At 72.4% G+C, this 22,273-nt stretch carries 13 protein-coding genes; 8 read left to right on the top strand and 5 right to left on the bottom strand.

Going from position 1 to position 22,273, the window contains the following annotated elements; genetic code table 11:
* Positions 1-191 precede the first annotated feature (191 nt).
* Positions 192-1,229 (bottom strand): LacI family DNA-binding transcriptional regulator, encoded by a 1,038-nt coding sequence (locus ACFVWY_RS25650; protein ID WP_389876621.1) that lies wholly within the window; start codon positions 1,227-1,229, stop codon positions 192-194.
* Positions 1,230-1,590: 361 nt separating this feature from the next.
* On the opposite strand from ACFVWY_RS25650, the gene ACFVWY_RS25645 reads away from it, so the two are divergent.
* From ACFVWY_RS25645 to ACFVWY_RS25610, 8 genes are all read left to right on the top strand, one after another.
* Complete coding sequence (locus tag ACFVWY_RS25645; protein WP_389876619.1) at positions 1,591-2,862, top strand: extracellular solute-binding protein; 1,272 nt, start codon at positions 1,591-1,593, stop codon at positions 2,860-2,862.
* A gap of 19 nt (positions 2,863-2,881) precedes the next feature.
* Positions 2,882-3,898 (top strand): carbohydrate ABC transporter permease, encoded by a 1,017-nt coding sequence (locus ACFVWY_RS25640; protein ID WP_389876618.1) that lies wholly within the window; start codon positions 2,882-2,884, stop codon positions 3,896-3,898.
* 38 nt (positions 3,899-3,936) lie between these two features.
* Complete coding sequence (locus ACFVWY_RS25635; RefSeq protein ID WP_389876716.1) at positions 3,937-4,764, top strand: sugar ABC transporter permease; 828 nt, start codon at positions 3,937-3,939, stop codon at positions 4,762-4,764.
* 106 nt (positions 4,765-4,870) lie between these two features.
* Positions 4,871-6,547: a glycoside hydrolase family 13 protein gene (locus tag ACFVWY_RS25630; RefSeq protein WP_389876616.1), complete on the top strand. Its 1,677-nt coding sequence runs from the start codon at positions 4,871-4,873 to the stop codon at positions 6,545-6,547.
* The gene (locus tag ACFVWY_RS25625; protein ID WP_389876614.1) at positions 6,532-7,602 is read left to right on the top strand and encodes a LacI family DNA-binding transcriptional regulator; all 1,071 of its coding nucleotides are present in this window, start codon (positions 6,532-6,534) and stop codon (positions 7,600-7,602) included. Before ACFVWY_RS25630 ends, ACFVWY_RS25625 begins: the two co-directional genes overlap by 16 nt.
* Before the next feature lie 416 nt (positions 7,603-8,018).
* Positions 8,019-9,743: a carbohydrate-binding module family 20 domain-containing protein gene (locus ACFVWY_RS25620; RefSeq protein ID WP_389876612.1), complete on the top strand. Its 1,725-nt coding sequence runs from the start codon at positions 8,019-8,021 to the stop codon at positions 9,741-9,743.
* A 119-nt stretch (positions 9,744-9,862) separates the two neighbouring features.
* Positions 9,863-15,196 (top strand): pullulanase-type alpha-1,6-glucosidase, encoded by a 5,334-nt coding sequence (pulA, locus tag ACFVWY_RS25615; RefSeq protein WP_389876610.1) that lies wholly within the window; start codon positions 9,863-9,865, stop codon positions 15,194-15,196.
* 190 nt (positions 15,197-15,386) lie between these two features.
* Positions 15,387-17,423 (top strand): ATP-binding protein, encoded by a 2,037-nt coding sequence (locus ACFVWY_RS25610; protein ID WP_389876608.1) that lies wholly within the window; start codon positions 15,387-15,389, stop codon positions 17,421-17,423.
* A 13-nt stretch (positions 17,424-17,436) separates the two neighbouring features.
* On the opposite strand, the gene ACFVWY_RS25605 is transcribed toward ACFVWY_RS25610, so the two are convergent.
* The 4 genes from ACFVWY_RS25605 to ACFVWY_RS25590 form a co-directional block, all read right to left on the bottom strand.
* The gene (locus tag ACFVWY_RS25605) at positions 17,437-18,159 is read right to left on the bottom strand and encodes a TetR/AcrR family transcriptional regulator (protein ID WP_389876606.1); all 723 of its coding nucleotides are present in this window, start codon (positions 18,157-18,159) and stop codon (positions 17,437-17,439) included.
* Positions 18,160-18,241: 82 nt separating this feature from the next.
* On the bottom strand, positions 18,242-19,324 hold the full coding sequence (locus ACFVWY_RS25600; protein ID WP_389876604.1) for a PDR/VanB family oxidoreductase: 1,083 nt from the start codon (positions 19,322-19,324) through the stop codon (positions 18,242-18,244).
* 2 nt (positions 19,325-19,326) lie between these two features.
* The gene (locus tag ACFVWY_RS25595) at positions 19,327-20,232 is read right to left on the bottom strand and encodes a metal-dependent hydrolase (protein WP_389876602.1); all 906 of its coding nucleotides are present in this window, start codon (positions 20,230-20,232) and stop codon (positions 19,327-19,329) included.
* A 77-nt stretch (positions 20,233-20,309) separates the two neighbouring features.
* Positions 20,310-22,217 carry a hypothetical protein gene (locus tag ACFVWY_RS25590; protein ID WP_389876600.1) on the bottom strand — a complete coding sequence of 636 codons (1,908 nt, stop codon included), beginning with the start codon at positions 22,215-22,217 and terminating at the stop codon, positions 20,310-20,312.
* Positions 22,218-22,273: the final 56 nt, after the last annotated feature.

The following is a 22,273-nucleotide window of genomic DNA, read 5'->3' as shown; positions in this document are numbered from 1 at the left end:
CACCCATAGGCATAGAGTCTGCCAGAAAACGCCCTCCCGCCCGATGACCATCCGGCCGGGTCAGGGGCGCACGGGGAAAGTCGCCGGAGGGGGCGCGGCGGGAGCCGTCGGGGTGTGCGGGCGCGCCAGGGCGTACAGGGGAAGACCCCCGTCGCCGGACTGCGGGGCGGGGGTCTGCGTGGGATGCTGGTTCAGGCGACGGTGGCCGGGGCGGCGCCCGGTCCCGCGGCCGTCGAGCCGCGGACGACCAGCTCCGGCATGAAGACGAACTCGCTGTGCGGCGCGGGGGTGCCGCCGACCTCTTCCAGCAGGGTCCGCACGGCCGCCTGGCCCATCGCCGTGACCGGCTGACGGATCGTGGTCAGCGGCGGATCGGTGAACGCTATGAGCGGCGAGTCGTCGTACCCGACCACCGACAGATCGCGCGGCACCTCCAGTGCCATCCGGCGGGCCGCCCGGATCGCGCCGAGCGCCATCATGTCGCTGGCGCACACCACCGCCGTGCAGCCCCGTTCGATCAGTGCCGCGGCCGCGGCCTGACCACCCTCCAGGGTGAACAGCGAATGCTGGATCAGCTCCTCCACGGCCTCCGGCGCGAGGCCCAACTGCTCCTGCACGGTGGTGCGGAAGCCCTCGATCTTGCGGAGTACCGGCACGAACCGCTTCGGGCCGACCGCCAGCCCGATCCGCTGATGCCCCAGCGACACCAGGTGCGTCACCGCGAGCCGCATCGCCGCCCGGTCGTCCGGTGAGATGAACGGCGCCTGGACCTTCGGGGCGAAGCCGTTGACCAGGACGAACGGGACGCCCTTGGCGCGCAGTTGTTCGTAGCGCCGCATGTCCGCCGAGGTGTCGGCGTGCAGTCCGGAGACGAAGATGATGCCCGCGACGCCGCGGTCGACCAGCATCTCGGTCAGCTCGTCCTCGGTGGAGCCGCCGGGGGTCTGGGTCGCCAGCACCGGGGTGTAGCCCTGCCGCGTCAGTGCCTGGCCGATGACCTGGGCCAGCGCGGGAAAGATGGGGTTCTCCAGCTCGGGAGTGATCAGGCCGACCAGTCCGGCGCTGCGCCTGCGCAGCCGCACGGGCCGTTCGTAGCCGAGCACGTCGAGTGCGGCGAGAACGGATTCACGGGTGGCCGCTGCGACACCGGGCTTGCCGTTCAGTACGCGGCTGACCGTCGCTTCGCTGACCCCCGCCTGAGCTGCGATATCGGCAAGCCGTGCGGTCATGGAAGTGGACTGTACCGGGCGTGTGTCGGATTGCCCACCGGGGACCGGGGCGGGGCGGCCGGCCGGAGTTCCGTGAGGGTCCGGGGGAGGACTTCGGCAACGTCTTGCAAGGTCTTGCGGGGAGATTCCGCCGCCGTCGATCCGATGGTCGTACCGCCCGTCTCCGGTGCGTGGCCCGCCATTGCCAGGGTGTGACGTCCTTCGTCAAGAGGCTTGACGGCAACCGTGAGGACACGCGAATGTAACGATCGTCGGGGCTTGCAGAAATCTTCCGCAAACTCTTTCGGCGTTCTTTCATCCTTGTTACGTTCACGTCGACCCGGCGCCGCGACGGAGCGGTTCGGCAGTTGAAGGAGTTCAGATGCGACGTGGCATAACGGCCACCGCCCTGGTCGCGGCCCTGGCGCTCGCGGCGACCGCCTGCGGCAGCGATGACGAGGGGGGCACGAGCAACGGCTCGGGCGAGCTCTCCGGCACCGTGACGTGGTGGGACACCTCCACCGCGGGCAGCGAGGACAAGGTCTTCAAGAAGCTCGCCGAGGACTTCACCAAGCAGCACTCGAAGGTCAAGATCAAGTACGTCAACGTTCCCTTCGGCGACGCCCAGAACAAGTTCAAGAACGCCGCCCAGTCCGGCTCCGACGCTCCCGACGTCATCCGCTCCGAGGTCGCCTGGACCCCCGAGTTCGCCGACCTCGGCTACCTGGCCCCGCTCGACGGCACCCCCGCGCTGAAGAACCCGGACGACTTCCTGAAGCAGGCCGCCGCGTCCACCAAGTACAAGGACAAGACGTACGCGGTCCCGCAGGTCATCGACTCCATGGGCATCTTCTACAACAAGAAGATCTTCAAGGAGGCCGGTGCCGAGGTCCCCAAGACCGTCGGCGAGCTGAAGACCGTCTCGAAGAAGATCAAGGACAAGACCGGCAAGACCGGTATGTACCTGCGCGGCGACGACGCCTACTGGTTCCTCTCCTTCCTGTACGGAGAGGGCGGTGACATGGTCGAGCCCGGGAACAAGTCCGTCACCATCGACAACCCCGCCGGCGTCAAGGCGATGAAGGTAGTCAAGGACCTGGTCGAATCGGGTGCCGCCCAGACCGATGCCACGGACGGCTGGGAGAACATGCAGGCGTCCTTCAAGGACGGCAAGGTCGCGATGATCATCAACGGCCCGTGGGCCGTCGCCGACACCTACACCGGCAAGGAGTTCAAGGACAAGGCCAACCTGGGCGTCGCCCCGGTCCCGGCCGGCTCCGCCGGTCAGGGTGCCCCGCAGGGCGGCCACAACCTGGCCGTCTACGCCGGTTCCAAGAACCTGGACGCCTCCTACGCCTTCGTCGACTACATGACCTCCGCGGACACCCAGGCCAAGGTCACCAAGGAGCTGAGCCTCCTGCCGACCCGCACCTCCGCGTACGCCAAGCCGGACGTCATCGACAACGAGATCGTCGGCTTCTTCAAGCCCGTCGTCGAGACCGCCGTCGAGCGCCCCTGGATCCCGGAGACCGGCAGCCTGTTCGCCCCGCTCGTCACCGAGTACACCAAGGTCCTGACCGGCCAGGCCACGCCGGAGAAGGCCGTCAAGACGACCGGCGACTCCTACCGCAAGCTCCTCAAGGGCTGGAAGTAACAGGAAGGCAGGCCGGCTGATGGCAGTCCACACCGGCCAGTCGGTGGCGAAGGCCGCGGGCGACGACGTCGCCCGCGGCCGGAGCCGCGGCACTGGCACCCCCCCACCGCCGGGCAGGATCCGACGGGCCCTGTCGACCCACTGGTACGCCTGGACCATGGTCGCCCCGGTCGTCATCGTGATCGGCGTGATCATCGGCTATCCGCTGGTCCGCGGTGTCTACCTGTCGATGACCGACGCCAACGAACGCAACGTCGCCCGGTCCATCGGTGTCAACCACCTCCCCGCCACGTACAAGTTCGTGGGGCTGGACAACTACACCGAGGCGCTCACCGGCGACCAGTTCCTCGGCACGCTCGGCTGGACCCTGGTGTGGACGGTCTCCTGCGTGGCCATCACCTTCGGCCTCGGGATGGCCCTCGCCAACATCCTCAACCGCCGCATCGCCGGCCGCTCCGCCTACCGGATGGCGCTCATCCTGCCCTGGGCCATCCCCGGTTTCGTCTCCGTCTTCGCCTGGCGCTTCCTCTACAACGAGAAGCGCGGGCTGCTCAACGAGATCCTCACCGGCGCCGGCATCGACGGCATCCCCTGGCTGAACGACCCCACCTGGGCGAAGTTCTCGGTGATCGCCGTCAACGTCTGGCTCGGCGTGCCGTTCATGATGGTCGCCCTGCTCGGCGGACTCCAGTCGATCCCCAGCGAGCACTACGAGGCCGCCGAGATGGACGGAGCCACCGCCTGGCAGCGGTTCCGCCACATCACCCTGCCGGGGCTGCGGCCGGTCTCCACCACGGTGATCCTGCTCTCCACCATCTGGACCTTCAACATGTTCCCGGTGATCTTCCTGCTGACCCGCGGCGGACCCGGCGAGGCCACCCAGATCCTGGTCACCCAGGCGTACAAGTTCTCCTTCGAGATCAGCCCGCGCGACTTCGCGCAGTCCTCCACCTGGGGCGTCCTGATCCTCGTACTCCTGCTGATCTTCGCCGCTGTCTACCGGCGGGTCCTGCGCACCCAGGGAGACGACTGGTGACCACCGCCCCCGCGCCCGCCACCGCGCGCAAGCCCAGGATGCGCGGCGAGCGCTCCCCGCTCGCCTCCGCCGGGCTGCACCTCACGCTCATCGTCGCGTCCGTGATCGCCGTGTTCCCCGTGCTGTGGGTCCTGCTCACCTCGCTGAAGCCCGCCGCCTACGCCACCACCACGGACTTCTTCAAAGAGACGACGATCCAGAACTACACGAACCTGATCCAGAACACGAAGTTCCTCACCTGGTTCGGCAACTCCCTGCTCATCGCGGGACTCACCACACTCCTCGGCGTCATCGTCTCCGCCTCCACCGGCTACGCCGTCAGCCGCTTCCGCTTCCCCGGCAAGCGCGGGCTGATGTGGACGCTGCTGATCACCCAGATGTTCCCGGTCGCCGTTCTCATCGTGCCGATCTACAACATCATGTCGAGCATGGGGCTGCTCAACCAGCCCGCCGGTCTCGTCATCACCTACCTCACCATCTCGGTGCCGTTCTGCGCCTGGATGATGAAGGGCTTCTTCGACACCATCCCGCGCGAGATCGACGAGTCGGGCCAGGTCGACGGGCTCACCCCGTTCGGCACCTTCTGGCGGCTGATCCTGCCGCTCGCCAAGCCCGGCCTCGCCGTCACCGCGTTCTACTCCTTCATCACCGCGTGGGGCGAGGTCGCGTACGCCTCCGCGTTCATGGTCGGCGAGGACAACCTCACCCTCGCGGGCGGACTCCAGCTCTTCGTCAACCAGTACGGAGCCCAGTGGGGGCCGATGACCGCGGCCTCCGTGCTGATCGCGATACCCGCGGCCCTGGTCTTCCTCTTCGCCCAGCGCCACCTGGTCACCGGCATGTCCGCCGGAGCCGTCAAGGGCTGAGCCGAACCGAGAGCCCCGCGCGACCCGCACGCACCAAGTCACGGCGGCCGCCGGTGTCCGACCCCGGTCCCGGCGCCGCCACCCACCCCGACACCTCAGGGACGACATGACCCAGCACCTCGCTGCCCCCGTCAACAGCACGTCCGGCGCCGCTTCGGCCCACCAGACCGGCTGGTGGCAGGACGCGGTGATCTACCAGGTCTATCCAAGGAGCTTCGCCGACGGTAACGGCGACGGCATGGGCGACCTCGCGGGCGTCCGCGGCAGACTCCCGTACCTCGGGGAACTCGGTGTGGACGCGGTCTGGCTCAGCCCGTTCTACGCCTCGCCGCAGGCCGACGCGGGCTATGACGTCGCCGACTACCGGGCCATCGACCCCATGTTCGGCACCCTGCCGGACGCCGACGCGCTGATCAGGGACGCCCACGACCTGGGCCTCAGGGTCATCGTCGACCTGGTGCCCAACCACTCCTCGGACCGCCACGACTGGTTCCGGCGCGCGCTGGCCGAGGGCCCCGGCTCCGCCCTGCGCGACCGCTACCACTTCCGCCCCGGCAAGGGCGACAACGGCGAACTCCCGCCCAACGACTGGGAGTCCATCTTCGGCGGTCCCGCCTGGACCCGGACCACCGGCCCGGACGGCACCCCGGGCGACTGGTACCTCCACCTCTTCGCCCCCGAGCAGCCCGACCTCAACTGGGAACACCCGGCCGTCGCCGACGAGTTCCGCTCCATCCTGCGCTTCTGGCTCGACATGGGCGTCGACGGCTTCCGGGTCGACGTCGCCCACGGACTGGTCAAGGCCGCCGGTCTGCCCGACCTCGGCAGCCACGACCAGCTCAAGCTGCTCGGCAACGACGTCATGCCGTTCTTCGACCAGGACGGGGTGCACGCGATCTACCGCTCCTGGCGCACCATCCTCGACGAGTACCCCGGCGCCCGCATCCTCGTCGCCGAGGCCTGGACCCCGACCGTCGAGCGCACCGCCAACTACGTACGCCCCGACGAGATGCACCAGGCGTTCAACTTCCAGTACCTCGGCACCGCCTGGGACGCGGCCGAGCTGCGCGCCGTCATCGACACCTCGCTCGACGCGATGCGCCCGGTCGGCGCCCCCACCACCTGGGTGCTCTCCAACCACGACGTGACCCGGCACGCCACCCGCTTCGCCAACCCGCCCGGCCTCGGCACCCAGATCCGCACCCCCGGCGACCGCGAGCTCGGCCTGCGCCGCGCCCGCGCCGCCACCCTGCTGATGCTGTCCCTGCCCGGCTCCGCCTACGTCTACCAGGGCGAGGAGCTGGGCCTGCCCGACGTCACCGACCTGCCCGACGAGGTCCGCCAGGACCCGTCGTTCTTCCGCGCCGAGGGCCAGGACGGCTTCCGCGACGGCTGCCGGGTGCCGATCCCGTGGACCCGCGGGGGCAGCTCGTACGGCTTCGGCGACGGCGGCAGCTGGCTGCCCCAGCCCGACAGCTGGGGCGAGCTGAGCGTCGAGGCGCAGACCGGCGTCCCCGGCTCCACCCTGGAGCTGTACCGGGCCGCGATCGCCGCCCGCCGGGCGCACCCGGGCCTCGGCGCCGGGGACGCGGTCCAGTGGCTGGACGCCCCCGAGGGGGTGCTGGTCTTCGCCCGCCCCGGCTTCGTCTGCACCGTCAACACCACCGGCCGCCCGGTGAGCCTCCCGGCGCCCGGCAACGTCCTGCTGTCCAGCACCCCGGTCGCCGTCGACGGCGACGCGATCGAGCTGCCCGCGGACACCACGGTGTGGTGGACGGTGTGACCGTCCCTCCACCCCGGAGCGGCCCCCCGGCCGGCGGTGCGCCGAGACTCTCGGACATCGCCGGCCAGGCGGCGGTCAGCGAGGCGACCGTCAGCCGGGTGCTCAACGGGAAGCCGGGCGTCGCGGACCCCACCCGCCAGCGGGTGCTCGCCGCGCTCGACATCCTCGGCTACGAACGGCCCGTCCGGCTGCGCAGACGCAGCGCCGGGCTCATCGGGCTGGTGACCCCCGAGCTCACCAACCCGATCTTCCCGGCGTTCGCGCAGTCCGTGGAGCAGATGCTGGCCGGACACGGTTACACCCCGGTGCTCTGTACCCAGCTGCCCGGCGGCGCCACCGAGGACGAGCTGGTCGAACAGCTCGTGGAACGCGGCGTCGACGGGATCGTCTTCCTCTCCGGGCTGCACGCCGACCTGTCGGCCGACCCGGCCCGGTACGCCGCGCTCACCGACCGCGGCGTGCCGTTCGTCCTGATCAATGGCTGCAACGAGCGGATCAGCGCCCCCTTCGTCTCGCCCGACGACGCCGCGGCCGTGCGGATGGCGGTCGGGCACCTCGCGGACCTCGGGCACAGCAGGGTCGGGCTGGCGATCGGGCCGCAGCGCTACGTCCCCTCCCGCCGCAAGCGCGAGGGTTTCCTCGACGCCTCGGTGAGCCTGCTGGGTCTGGACCGCGCCGAGGCCGAACTCCTGGTCTGCTCCACGCTGTTCAGCGTCGAGGGCGGCCAGGTGGCGGCGGGCGCGCTGTTCGACCGGGGCTGTACGGGCATCGTCTGCGGCAGCGACCTGATGGCGCTGGGCGTGGTGCGCGCGGCCCGGGAGCGCGGGCTCGGGGTGCCGCGCGAGGTGTCGGTGGTGGGCTTCGACGACTCCCAGCTCATCGCGTTCACCGATCCGCCGCTGACGACGGTGCGCCAGCCGGTGCAGGCGATGGCGGCGGCGGCGGTCGGTGCCCTGCTGGAGGAGATCGGCGGCAGCCCGGTGCAGCGTACGGAGTACGTGTTCCAGCCGGAGCTGGTGGTACGGGGGTCCACCGCGGCGGTCCGGGGCGTCTGACGGACCGTTCTGGGGCCGGACGTACAGGAGAGGCACCGGGAGCCCCGGCCCTGGACGGGCCGCAGCGGGGAGGTGGGCGGCTCCGGGTGCCTCTCGTGCGCGTGACCGGCCCGGCCGGCCGGGCGCGTGGGGGTCCGGGGTCGCCGGAACCCCCCGGCCGACCGGACCGGAGTCGGGTGAAATGTAACAGCGCTGCAATGTCTTGCGTAAGCCCTTGCAGGAAGAAAACTGCTGTATTTCCTGGAAGTAATCGGGGCGTGTCCAAAGGGTTGACCGGGACCTGACGGGCTCGTACGGTCGTCGGCGCGGCAGGGTTTGCATTCTTGCTGCAAGAACCTTCAGGAGCCTTGAAGGCAGGGCGCGTTGCCGTGTGAGGCTGCACCGTCACCCGCATTTCCCCCACAGCAGGAGGAAACATGGCACGCAGACCGCTGTCCGCGGTGCTCGCCCTGGCGGCCGGAGCCGCCGTCCTGGTGGCCCCGGCCGCCACCACCGCCGCCCAGGCCGCCGCCCCCGGGGCGAAGGACGTCACCGCCGTTCTCTTCGAGTGGAAGTTCGACTCCGTGGCCAGGGCCTGCACGGACTCCCTCGGCCCGGCCGGCTACGGCTACGTCCAGGTCTCACCGCCCCAGGAACACATACAGGGCGGGCAGTGGTGGACCTCCTACCAGCCCGTCAGCTACAAGATCGCCGGGCGGCTCGGCGACCGGGCCTCCTTCGCGGCCATGGTCAACACCTGCCACGCCGCGGGCGTCAAGGTCGTCGCGGACTCCGTCATCAACCACATGGCGGCCGGATCGGGCACCGGCACCGGCGGCTCCTCCTACACCAAGTACGACTACCCCGGCGTGTACTCCGCGCCCGACCTGGACGACTGCACCGCGCAGATCAGCAACTACCAGGACCGTGCCAACGTCCAGAACTGCGAACTCGTCGGCCTCGCCGACCTGGACACCGGCGAGGAGTACGTACGCGGCAGGATCGCCGCCTACCTCAACGACCTCCTCTCCCTGGGCGTCGACGGCTTCCGCGTCGACGCGGCCAAGCACATGCCCGCCGCGGACCTCGCCAGCATCAAGTCCCGGCTGAACAAGCCCGACGCCTACTGGAAGCAGGAGGCGATCCACGGCGCGGGTGAGGCCGTCCAGCCCGACGAGTACACCGGCACCGGCGACGTCCAGGAGTTCCGGTACGCCCGCGGCCTCAAGCAGGTCTTCACCGGCGGGAGCCTCGTCCACCTCAGGAACTTCGGCGAGGGCTGGGGCTTCCTGCCCTCGTCGAAGGCCGCCGTCTTCGTTGACAACCACGACACCGAGCGCGGCGGCGACACCCTGAACTACAAGGACGGAGCGAACTACACCCTCGCCAGCGTCTTCATGCTCGCCTGGCCGTACGGATCGCCCGACGTCCACTCCGGCTACGAGTGGTCCGACAAGGACGCCGGCCCGCCCAACGGCGGCACGGTGAACGCCTGTTACAGCGACGGATGGAAGTGCCAGCACGCCTGGCGTGAGATCTCCTCCATGGTCGGCTTCCGCAACACCGCGCGCGGCGAGGCCGTCACCGACTGGTGGGACAACGGCGGGAACCAGATCGCCTTCGGCCGCGGCTCCAAGGCGTACGTGGCCATCAACCACGAGGGCTCCGCGCTGACCCGTACGTTCCAGAGCGCGCTGCCCGCCGGTGACTACTGCGACATCCAGTCCGGCAAGGGCGTCACGGTGAACGGCTCCGGCCAGTTCACCGCGACCCTGGGCGCCAACACCGCCCTGGCCCTCCAGGTGAACGCCCGCACCTGCACGGGCGGCGGCTCCACGGACCCGGGCACCGACCCCGGCACGGGGACCTCCGGCGCCGCCTTCGGCGTCAACGCCACCACCCAGCTCGGCCAGAACATCTACGTCACCGGCGACCAGCTGGCCCTCGGCAACTGGAACACCAGCGCCGCCCTGAAGCTCGACCCGGCGGCGTACCCGGTCTGGAAGCTGGACGTGGCCCTGCCCGCGGGCACCTCGTTCGCGTACAAGTACCTCCGCAAGGACGCGAGCGGCAACGTCACCTGGGAGAGCGGGGCGAACCGCACCGCCACGGTCCCCGCCACCGGCAGGGTCACGCTGACGAACGACGTCTGGCGCGGCTGACCGCCCGCCGCCACACCCCGCCCCGCCCCGCGCAACGCGCCGGGGCGGGGCGGTCCCACAGCCGAACCCGGCCCGTCGAGACCCCCGTACACGCACACGTACGCAAGGAGAACCGCCCCGTGTCCCGTCCCACCCTCCGGCGGGGAGCCGTCGCCGCACTCTGCGCGGCGCTCCTCCCCGTCGTCCCGGCGGCGTCCGCCTCCGCCGCGCCGAGACCACCGGCCCCGCCCTCGGACGCGAAGCTCGCCCGGGAGCCCGCCCGCCACGACCTGACGCGGGAGCAGTTCTACTTCGTCATGCCGGACCGGTTCGCCAACGGCGACCGGGCCAACGACCGCGGCGGGCTCACCGGCTCCCGCTCGGAGACCGGCTACGACCCCACGGACAAGGGCTTCTACCAGGGCGGCGACCTCAAGGGCCTCACCGGGCGCCTCGACTACATCAAGGGCCTCGGCACCACCGCCATCTGGCTCGCACCCATCTTCAAGAACCGCCCCGTCCAGGGCACCGGCAAGGACGCCTCCGCCGGGTACCACGGTTACTGGATCACCGACTTCACCCAGGTCGACCCGCACTTCGGCACCAACGCCGACCTGGCGAAGCTGATCGGCAAGGCCCATGCCAAGGGCATGAAGGTCTTCTTCGACGTCATCACCAACCACACCGCCGACACCGTCGACTACGCCGAGAAGACCTACGGCTACCGGCCCAAGGGCGCCTACCCCTACCTGGATGAGGACGGCCGCCCCTTCGACGACGCCAAGGGCCTCGCGAAGGTGAACGCGGACTCCTTCCCGTACACCCCGAAGAACACCAGCACCCCGCAGAACCCCGGGCGGAAGGTCCCCGCCTGGCTCAACGACCCGACGATGTACCACAACCGGGGGGACTCCACCTACGCCGGTGAGTCCACCACGTACGGCGACTTCTCCGGTCTCGACGACCTGTGGACCGAACGCCCCGAGGTCGTCTCCGGCATGGAGAAGATCTACGAGAAGTGGGTCCGCGACTTCGGCATCGACGGCTTCCGGATCGACACCGTCAAACACGTCGACCTGGACTTCTGGACCCAGTGGGCCACCGCCCTCGACGCCTACGCGGCCAAGCGGGGCCGCGAGGACTTCTTCATGTTCGGCGAGGTCTACTCCTCCGACACCGCCGTCACCTCGCCCTACGTCACCCGCGGGCGCCTCGACGCCACGCTCGACTTCCCGTTCCAGGAAGCCGCCCGCCGGTACGCCTCCCAGGGCGCCCCGGCCACCGGGCTCGCCGCCGTCCTCGCCGACGACTACCGCTACACCACCGACAAGGCCAACGCCTACGAGCAGGTCACCTTCCTCGGCAACCACGACATGGGCCGCATCGGGACGTTCCTGAAGCAGGACAACCCGAAGGCCGACGACGCCGAGCTCCTCGCCCGCGCGAAGCTCGCCAACGAGCTGATGTTCCTCGGCCGCGGCAACCCCGTCGTCTACTACGGCGACGAGCAGGGCTTCACCGGCGCGGGCGGCGACAAGGACGCCCGGCAGACCCTGTTCGCCTCGCGGACCGCTGACTACCTCGACGACGACCAGCTCGGCACCGACCGCACCCACGCCTCCGACGCGTACGACACCGGCCACCCGCTGTACCGGAACATCGCCGCGCTCTCCGCGCTCACCCGCAACCACCCGGCCCTGCGCGACGGGGTGCAGACCGAGCGGTACGCCGAAGGCTCCGTGTACGCCTTCTCCCGCACCGACCCCGCCGCACCGTACGAGTACCTCGTCGCCTCCAACAACGGCACCGCCCCGCGCACCGTCGACCTGCCCACCGGCTCCGCGCACACCGGCTTCCGCACCCTGTACGGCGGTTCCGGCACCGTCCGCAGCGGCGCCGACAAGAAGGTCACCGTCACCATCCCGGCCCTGTCCAGCGTCGTGCTGCGGGCCGGGGAGGTGCCGCCCGCCCCGGCCGCCAAGCCCTCGGTCACCCTGAAGGCGCCGGCCGCCGGAGCCACCGGCACCGTCGAGCTCACCGCCGACGTGGACGGCGGACAGCTCAACCGCGTCGTGTTCGCCGCCCAGACCGGCAACGGCGCATGGGTCACGCTCGGCTCCGCCGACCACGCCCCGTACAAGGTCACCCAGTACGTCGGCGCCACGGTGAAGGCCGGTACGCCACTGCGCTACAAGGCCGTCGTCGTCGACCGCACCGGCCGCACCGCGAGCGCCCTCGCCTCGGCCACCGCCGGACAGGCCCCCGCCGAACCGGGGCCCGTCGCCGTCGAACGCGACTACGCCGTCGTCCACTACCGGCGCACCGACGGCGACTACGACGGCTGGCAGCTCCGCTCCGGTGACACCACCGCCCCCTTCACCGGGCGCGACGCCTACGGAGCCTTCGCCTGGATCAAGCTCGCCGAGGGCACGGCCGACCTCGCGTACACCGTCGAGAAGGACGGCACCGCCGACGGGCCGCGGCGCACCGTCGACCTCGCGAAGACCGGCGAGGTCTGGATCGCGCAGGGCGAGGACGGCCAGGCCGACGAGGCACCCGACGGCGCCCGCCCGCCACAGGACACCACCAAGGCCGTGCTCCACTACTACCGGCCCGACGGCGACTACGACGGCTGGGGCCTGCACACCTGGACCGGCGCCAAGAACCCCACCGACTGGGCCAAGCCGCTCCAGCCGGTGAAGCAGGACGCCTCCGGCGCCACCTTCGAGGTGCCGCTCACCGAGGGCGCCACCTCGCTCAGCTACATCCTGCACAAGGGCGACACGAAGGACCTCCCCAGCGACCAGTCCCTCGACCTCACCACCTACGGGCACGAGGTCTGGCTGCTCGGCGCCACCCCCGGCTACCTGCTGCCCCAGACCGGCGGCGTACCCGCCCCCGACCTCTCCAGGGCCGAGGCGCAGTGGATCGACGCCAGCACCGTCGTGTGGAAGGTCAAGGCCACCGACGCCACCAGCCAGCAGCTCGTCTATGCGAAGGACGGCGCCCTCGCCGTCGCCGACGGGGCGCTGACCGACGAGGGGCAGTGGCTGCGGCTCAGCCCCGCCGCGCTCACCGACGCGCAGAGGGCGAGGTACCCGCACCTCAAGGACTACCCGGCGTTCACCGTGGACGCCCGTGACCGGGGGCGCGTCCGCGAGGCACTGCGCGGCCAGCTCATCGCCACCCAGCGCGCCGCCAACGGCGCCCTGCTCGCCGCCACCGGCGTACAGAGCGCCGGAGTCCTCGACGACCTCTACGGGAAGAACGCGGCGAACGCCGCACTCGGCCCGGTCTTCGACGCCAAGGGCCGCCCCGCCCTCTCCGTCTGGGCCCCCACCGCCCGCACCGTCGCCCTCGAACTCGACGGCCGCCGCGTTCCGATGCGCCGCGACGACCGCACCGGCGTCTGGTCCGCCACCGGCACCAGGAGCTGGACCGGCAAGCCCTACCGCTACCTGGTCGACGTCTGGGCCCCCACCGTCCAGAAGTTCGTCACCAACGAGGTCACCGACCCCTACTCCACCGCGCTGACCACCGACTCCGCGCGCAGCCTCGTCGTCGACCTCGACGACCCGCGGCTCGCCCCCCGGGGCTGGTCCGGCCTGAAGAAGCCCGCCGCCGCCCCGCCGCGCGACGCCCAGATCCAGGAACTGCACATCCGCGACTTCTCGATCGCGGACCGCACCTCGAAGCACCCCGGCCAGTACCTGGCCTTCACCGACACCCGTTCCGACGGGATGAAGCACCTCAGGCGGCTCGCCGACGCCGGGACGGACTACGTCCACCTGCTGCCCGCCTTCGACATCGGGACGATCCCGGAGAAGAAGTCCGCGCAGGCCCGGCCCGCCTGCGACCTGTCCGTCTACGCCCCCGACTCGGAGGAACAGCAGGCCTGCGTGGCGAAGGCCGCCGCCAGGGACGGCTTCAACTGGGGCTACGACCCGCTGCACTACACCGTCCCCGAGGGCTCCTACGCCTCCGACCCGGAGGGCACCCGGCGCACCGTCGAGTTCCGGCGGATGGTGCAGAGCCTGAACGGCACCGGACTGCGCACCGTCATGGACGTCGTGTACAACCACACCGTCGCCTCCGGGCAGGACGGCAAGTCCGTACTCGACCGGATCGTGCCCGGCTACTACCAGCGGCTTCTGGAGGACGGCACCGTCGCCACCTCCACCTGCTGCGCCAACACCGCGCCCGAGAACACCATGATGGGCAAGCTCGTCGTGGACTCGGTCGTCACCTGGGCCAGGCAGTACAAGGTCGACGGCTTCCGCTTCGACCTGATGGGCCACCACCCCAAGGCCAACATCCTCGCCGTCCGGGCGGCGCTTGACGCGCTGACCGTGGCGAAGGACGGCGTCGACGGGAAGAAGATCATCCTGTACGGGGAGGGCTGGAACTTCGGCGAGATCGCCGACGACGCCCGCTTCGTCCAGGCCACCCAGAAGAACATGGCCGGTACCGGCGTCGCGACCTTCTCCGACCGGGCCCGCGACGCCGTCCGGGGCGGCAGCCCCTTCGACGAGGACCCCGGCGTGCAGGGCTTCGCCACCGGCCTGTACACCGACCCCAACACCTCGCCCGCCAACGGCACGAAGGCCGAGCAGAAGGCCCGGCTGCTGCACTACCAGGACCTGGTCAAGGTCGGCCTCACCGGCAGCCTCGCCGACTACACCTTCACCGACACCTCCGGACGCACCGTCAAGGGCTCCGAGGTCGACTACAACGGCGCCCCCGCCGGATACGCCGCGGCCCCCGGCGACGCCCTCGCCTACGCGGACGCCCACGACAACGAGTCGCTGTACGACGCGCTCGCCTTCAAGCTCCCCGCGGGCACCCCGGCGGCAGACCGGGCCCGCATGCAGGTCCTGGCCATGGCCACGGCCACCCTCTCGCAGGGCCCCGCGCTCTCCCAGGCGGGCACCGACCTGCTGCGCTCCAAGTCCCTGGACCGCAACTCCTACGACAGCGGTGACTGGTTCAACGCCCTGCACTGGGACTGCCGCGACGGCAACGGTTTCGGCCGCGGACTGCCCCCGGCCGCCGACAACGCCGGCAAGTGGTCCTACGCCAGGCCGCTGCTGGCCGACCCCGCGCTGCGGCCCGGCTGCGCGCAGATCGACGGCGCGTCCGCCGCGTACCGGGACCTGCTCACCCTTCGCACGACGGAGCGGGACTTCTCCCTCGCCACCGCCGGACAGGTGCAGTCCGCCCTGTCCTTCCCGCTCTCCGGGAAGGACGAGACGCCCGGCGTGATCACCATGCGGCTCGGGAAGCTGGTGGTCGTCCTCAACGCGGCCCCCGGCACCACGACCCAGACCGTCCCCGCGCTGGCCGGCCAGCCGTACGCCCTGCATCCGATCCAGGCGAACGGCGCGGATAGTACCGTCAAGAAGTCGGGATATGAGCGGAGTTCGGGAAGTTTCACCGTTCCGGGTCGTACGGTGGCGGTTTTCTCCCTGAAGTAGGCCGGAACAGCGCTACCTTGAGAGGCAGCAGCCGTCGGGGAATGCCGCAGCATCGCATCCCCGGCGCACGTCCTCCCACCCCCGGCCGGTCCTGGCCCCTCCCCGGTACGCCGGGCGTCCCCCACGCGCCCGTGCCGCACCGGGGCAGGGGCCGGGGCCGGCCGGTCCACCTGTTTCGGCGACGGTGACCATGGCGAGCAACATCCCCGAGGAGACCAGCAGTTTTGTCGGACGGAAAGCGGAGCTCGCCAGGCTGGAACACACCCTCGCCACGCACCGGCTGACCACGCTCACCGGCCCCGGCGGCGTCGGCAAGACCCGGCTCGCCGTCCGCGCGGCCCGGCAGGCCGCCACCACGCACCGCGACGGCACGTGGTGGGCCGACCTGTCCCCGCTCCATGACGACGGGCTGCTCATCGCCACCGTCTCCGACGCGGTCGGGCTCTCCGACCACACCCTGCGCATGCCCATCGACGCCCTGTGCGAATGGCTCGTCGACAAGGAACTGCTGCTCGTCCTCGACTCCTGCGAGCACGTGCGCCCGGCCTGTGCCCATCTGCTCGGCGAGATCCTCACCACGTCCCCCGGCCTCACCGTGCTCACCACCAGCAGGGAGCCCCTGGGCATCCGGGGCGAGCAGGTCGTGGAGGTCGGGCCGCTCCCCGTGGAGGGCGCGGCCGACGCCCTGGCCCTCTTCCGGGACCGGGCCTCGGCGTCCGCCCTGCGGCCCGCCCTCGACGAGCCGGGCGACGCGGAGGCCGCCACCGAGATCTGCCGCCGTCTCGAAGGCATCCCGCTCGCCATCGAGCTGGCCGCCGGAGCCCTCGGCCGGGAGACCGTCGAACAGATCGCCGCCCGGATCAGGTCCCGCTTCGACCTCCCGGCCGACAGCTCCCTCTGGCCGCCGCGCCACCGCACCCTGCGCACCGCCATCGGCTGGAGCCACGAGCTCTGCGCCCCGCTGGAACGGCTGCTCTGGGCCCGGCTCACCGTCCTGCGCGGCCCCTTCGACGAGGCCACCGCCCGCCAGGTCTGCGCCGGAGGACCCCTCACCCCCGACGGAGTGTCCCGGGCGCTGGCCGGGCTGGTCACCAAGTCCGTCGTCCAGCGCGACGGCGTACGGCACCGGATGCTCGACACCATCCGCGAGTACGGACGGATGTGGCTCGCCGAACTCCACGAGGAACGGGCCGCCGCGGACCGGCACGCCGCCTGCTTCCTGGGCCTGGCCCGTGACGCCCACGCGGGCTGGACCGGCGACGACCAGATCAGCTGGTACCACCGCATCGCCGACGCCCACGCCGACCTCTGCGCCGCCCTCGACCACCTGCTGGTCCACGACACCGCGGGCGCCCAGGAGATGGCGGGGCGGATCGGCTTCTTCTGGTGCTGCTGCGGCCACCTCCCGCAGACCCGCGACTACGCCCGCCGCGCCCTGGACGCCGGGCCCATCGTGGGCCCCCACCGCACCCGGGTGCTCTGGGTCCTCGGCATGACCCTGATGCTCCAGGGCGACTACCCGGCCGCCCGCCGGATCGGCCGCCAGTGCACCAGAGAGGCCGAACGCGACGGCACCGACGAGGGAATCCTCGCCGCCGCCTACCTCAGCGGATTCACCGACCTGATGACCGGCCGCCCCGAATCGGGCCTGCGCGAGGCCGAGCGGGTGCTCCGCCTGACCGGCACCGACACCCCGCTGGAGCGCGCCTACCGGCTGAGGTGCCGCCTCATCATCGTCTTCGCGCTGACCGGGCTCGGCCGGCTCGACGAGGCGGCGCAGGCTGCGGCGATGCTCCGTGCCGCCTGTGAGGCCCTGGACGAGTGCTGGACCCGCAGCTACGTCGACTACCAGCTCGCCCTGATCGCGCTGATGCGCGGCGAGGCCCAGGAATCCGCCGCCCACGCCCGCGCGATGCTCGCGGGCAAGCACCGGCTGCGCGACCGCTTCGGTATCGCGCTGGGCCTGGACATCCTGGCCGCGGCGATCGCCGCCCAGGGCGCCGGGGCCCGCGCGGCCCGGGTCTACGGAACGGGGCAGGTCTACTGGCGCATGGTCGGCCAGCCGCAGCGCGGCACACCCGAACTGGGCCCGTTGCGCGAGGCGTGCGAGCGCCAGGCCCGCGAGGCCGTCGGCGACGCCGCCTACCAGCGGGCCTTCGAGCGGGGCCGGAGGGACAACGCGGAGGTGGGCCTGGCCGCCGCGCTCCAGGGCGAACTGCTCCTGTAGGCGCGGCGCCGGTTCACGGCAGCCGCTGCGGCGGCACCGCCGGCACGGCGGGTGCCAGCGAGGACAGCCGCCCCAGCAGCTCCCCGAACGGCCCGTCCGGGGGCTCCTGCCCGAGCACCCGCAGCACGATCCCCGCCATCTCGGCGTCGTACGCGGCACTCACCGCGGCCAGCGCCGCGAAGTCGTGCACCAGCTGGCGCTCCAGCTCCGCGCGGGGGATCGTCCGTCCGTCCAGCCAGATCAGCGCCGTCGACTCGGCCAGCGACACCCAGGAACGCACCACCAGCTCCAGCCGGGCCGGTGGGTTCGCGACGCCCAGATGCTCCAGGATCTGCGCACAGGCCGCCTGCCGCACCCCGTCGATCATGGCGTTCGCCGTCGAGGAACCCGCCGCCGGTCCGCCGCGCATCAGCGCCGAGAAGCCGGGACCGTGCTCGTCGACGAAGTCGAAGAACCGCCCCATCACCCGCAGCAGACGCTCCCCGAGCGGACCCTCCCTGGGCTCCACGAACCGGGCCGCCAACTCGTCGGCGGCCCGCCGCAGCGCGGCCTCGTACAGGCTCTGCTTCCCCGGGAAGTAGTGGTAGACCAGCGGCCGGGAGATTCCCGCGGCCGCCGCGATCTCATCGATCGACACCTCGTCCGGGGCGCGGAGACTGAACAACTCCAGCGCGACACCGATCAATTGCTGTCTGCGCTCCTCGACGCCCATCCTGCGGCGCACCCCGGTCGTCATGCCGCACAGCGTACCGAGTGGGGCGGCGGTGGAGCGGCGCCGGGACACCCGGGGCGCGCCCGGCCGGGCCGGACGCACACCCTCACAGATCCAGCACCAGGCGCGGGCCGCGGCAGCGCGACACGCAGATCAGCATCGCGTCCGCCCGCTCGGCATCCGTCAGGAGCTCGTCGCGGTGGTCGACCTCGCCCTCCACGACCCGCTGGCGGCAGGTGCCGCAGAAGCCCTGTTCGCAGGAGTACGGGACGTACGGCACTTCCTCGCGCACCGCGGCCAGCACCGAACGGTCCGCGGGCACCTGGACCGTACGGCCCGAGCGGCGCAGCTCCACCTCGAAGGGCGTGGCGTCGGCCGACGAGCCGGACGCCGCCGTGAAGCGCTCCAGGTGCAGGGTGCGGCCCGGCGGCAGGGCGGTGGCGACCGCGTCCATCAGGGGCTCCGGGCCGCAGCAGTACACGGCCGTGCCCGGCTCCGTCCCCGCCAGGGCCGCGGCGGTTTCCAGACGGCCCGCCTCGTCCTCGGGGACGACCGTCACCCGGCCGCCGCCCGCGTCCAGCCGCTCGATCTCGTCCAGGAACGGCATCGAGGCACGGGAGCGCCCCCCGTACAGCAGCCGCCAGTCGGCGCCCGAGGCGGCCAGGGCCCGCAGCATCGGCAGGACCGGGGTGATCCCGATGCCGCCCGCCACGAACAGGTAGGCCGGGGCCTCGGTCAGCGGGAAGCGGTTGCGCGGCTCGCGGACCTCCACCTCCTCGCCCTCCCGGAGCCGTTCGTGCACCTCGCGGGAGCCGCCCCGGCCGTCCTGGACCAGCCGGGCCGCGACGGTGTAGGTGTCGGGGTCGGCCGGGTCACCGCACAGCGAGTACTGCCGGACCAGGCCGGAGGGCAGCAGCAGGTCCAGATGGGCGCCGGGCTGCCAGGCGGGCAGCCCCGAGCCCTTGAGGCGGAGCTGGACGACACCCTCGGCCGGAGTGCTCCGCTCGCTGACCAGCAGCCGCCAGGTGGTCGTGACGCGCCGCTCGGCATGGCCCGAGACCGGCTCCTCCAGGGCGGGCAGCGGCCACAGCGGGGAACGCTGGACGCGTCGGCGCAGGGCACGCCTGGCCAGCAGGGCGGTGCCCGCGACCAGGACGACGGTACGCAGGCGGGGCCGGGGGAGCGGCATGGTCAGCGGGTTCCCGTCGTACGGGCCTCGGCGGCCGTGGCCGCGGGCGAGTGGGCGAGGTAGTCGATGGCCTGGGCGGTGCTGCCCTCCTGCGAGGGGTGGTAGCCGCGGCTCAGGTAGCGGGGGGCCGAGCGCAGCAGATCGCCGGTGGCGGGCAGGGTGCCGCGCTTGCCGCCGCGGTAGAACTCCTTGAAGGATCCCCTGCCGTTCAGCAGGCTCGGGTCGTTCTCCATGAAGAAGCGGATGCCGCGCTGCCAGAGGAAGACCAGCGCGCTGAACGCCGAGGCCCAGGTGCGGGCCCGCCGCCGGTAGCCGCCGTCGACGTGCATGAACACCTCGAAGGCGACCGAGCGGTGTTCGACCTCCTCCGCGCCGTGCCAGCGCAGCAGGTCCAGCATCATCGGATCGGCGCCCCGCCGGTCCAGCTCCCCGGCGTTCAGCACCCAGTCCCCGAGGAAGGCGGTGTAGTGCTCGATCGCCGCTATCAGCGCCACCCGCTCCCTCAGCCACCAGGTGCGCGCCCGGCCGGGCGGCAGCGTCCGGTCCCCGAGCAGCTTCTCGAAGAACCAGTCGACCTGCGCGGTGTACGGCGTCGGGTCGAGGCCCAGTTCCCTCAGCCGGGGCAGCACGTCGTCGTGCGCCTGGGAGTGCACGGCCTCCTGGCCGATGAAGCCGATGACGTCCTCGCGCAGCCGCTCGTCGTGGATGTACGGCAGCACCTGCCGGTACACGTGGATGAACCAGCGTTCCCCGGCGGGCAGCAGGAGATGGAGCACGTTGATGGTGTGCGTGGCGAACGGATCGCCCGGCACCCAGTGCAGAGGCGTCTTCTCCCAGGAGAAGGAGACCTGACGGGCCTTGAGCGGAGTCCGCTCCGACGTGACCGGCGCCGGCTGCGTGTTAGACATGCCGTCAATGTACTGAGAGGTAAGGCCCAGGAACAGGGGCGTGCGGCGAATTCCTGGTCTCCGCCGAAGCCGCCCCCTCACCGCAGCCCGCCCACCCGACTCCCGTCCGCCAGCGTCCCGTTCAGCCGGGCCCGGTCGCCCGCGCGGGCCCGCACCGCGAGCAGCCGTCCGCCGGAGCGCCCCTCCACCCCGCCCGACGCCGCCAGCGAGGCGACCTGTTCGCTGCCCGCCGCCAGCACGTACCAGCGGCCGCCCCGCGACCGCCACAACACCCCCGCCAGCACCCGGGGGTCACGCACCCCGCAGGCCGGGGAGTCCTCGGCGCGGGCCGCGACCGCGCCCGGCGGACCGCCCGTCGCCACGGCGGGCGCCGACGGGGCCTGGAACTGGGCGAGGACCCTGCTCCCGGCACCGCGCCAGGTCTCCGCCCGGGTGCAGAACCAGCGCGCCACCCCGTCCCCCTCGGGCAGCGGCTGCTCGGCGAACCGCCAGGAGTTCACCGACCGCACCCCGGCCGACCGCACCGACGGCAGCAGACAGGCCGTCCGCGCCCAGCCGTCCCGCTCCGTCCGCCCCGCGACATCGTGCGGGGCGGACGGCGGACCCGAGGTCAGCCGGGCCGGGACCAGCTCGCCGAGATCCGTCAGCAGCCGGGCCGCCGCGCCGTCGCGCAGCTCGACCGCCGGCCAGGACCGGCAGCCCGACGCGGTGGCCGGTCCGGCCACCGCGTCGGTCACCCCGTCGGCGCGCCGCCCCAGCGGGCGCGGGGCGCCGTCCGGTGCCAGCAGGTCCCGCACCGACACCGCGCTCACCCAGGGCGCGGTGAGATAGCGGACGCGCTCGCCGGACCGCGCCACGACCAGGGCGGATGCCGACGCCCGGTCCGCGCCGTCGACCCGGGCGAAGTCCAGCGCGGCGCCCGCCGTGCGGCCCGCGTCACGGGGCTCGGCGTACCGCACCACGCGCAGCCCGTCGTAGAGCAGCACCACCGCCGCCCGCCCTACCCCGCCCGCGTACAGCAGTTGAGGCGCCCCCATCGGCGGGCCGGCCGGGGTGTCCGAGGTCACCGAGACCCGTACCGCGCCGCCCGGCCGGGCCCAGGCCCCGAGCGCCCGGCGCAGCAGTCCGGCATCCCCGGCACGGTCGCCCCGGGCGGGCCAGGCGGTGAAGTCGGTCCGCGCGGAGCGCCGCCAGGACGCCGCGTCCACCCGGCCCAGCCGCCCCGGGTCCAGGGCCGCGGACGCGGCGGCCTCCCGGGGGTCCGGCGCCCCGCCCCGCCCCGGCCGGTGGCCCGCCGGGCCCAGCAGCGCCCCGCACACCAGCAGCGCCGCCCCGGCCGCCAGCGCCGCCTTCGCGTACTGGCGGCGGCGCAGCAGGTCCGGCGGGCGGGCCTGGAGCGAGCAGGGGTCGAACTCCGGGGAGCCGAGGAGCGCGTACGGCGCCGAGACCGCCTCCGCCTCGGCGAGCGCCGCGTGCGGGTCGGCGACCCCGGCCGCCGCGAGGACCCGCCGCGCCTCCGCGTCGGCCAGCCCCTCCAGACCGCGCAGGGCGTGGGCCGCGCGGCCCGGTCCGGAGAGCGCGGCCAGGGCGTTCTCCAGGGCGAGCCCCTCCGTTCCGCCCGAGTGCGGCAGCAGCCGCAGCCCCCACACCAGCGGGAGCGGCGACGGCAGCCGGGCGCGGAAGGAGCGGCGGCGCTCCCGCCCCGCCTCCAGCGCCGCCCGCAGCACCCGCAGCCGGGCCCGCGCGTACGACGGGCCGGCCGCCGGTGCCGCCCGCGGCGGCCCGTCCTCCCGCGCGGCCCGGCGGCAGGGCAGCAGACAGCGCTGGGCCAGCGCATGGGCCGTCAGTACCCGGCGGTGGCTGCCCGGGGTCGGCGGCAGCACCAGATAGCCGAGCCGGACCAGCCGCGCGTAGTGCTCGACGAGCGCCGCCCCGGCCCGCTCCCCGCCGGGTGCGGCGGAAGGTACTTCAGGCAACGGAGACACGTTCGGCAGAACGAGCGAATCGTGCGATGGTCACCCCAGCCCCGGCCCGCCGGGCT

The sequence above is a fragment of the Streptomyces sp. NPDC058195 genome (assembly GCF_042883525.1).
Taxonomy (GTDB): Bacteria; Actinomycetota; Actinomycetes; order Streptomycetales; family Streptomycetaceae; genus Streptomyces.
The sequence above is the reverse complement of the archived record's forward strand: the minus strand, read 5'-3'. Positions and strand labels throughout refer to the sequence as shown.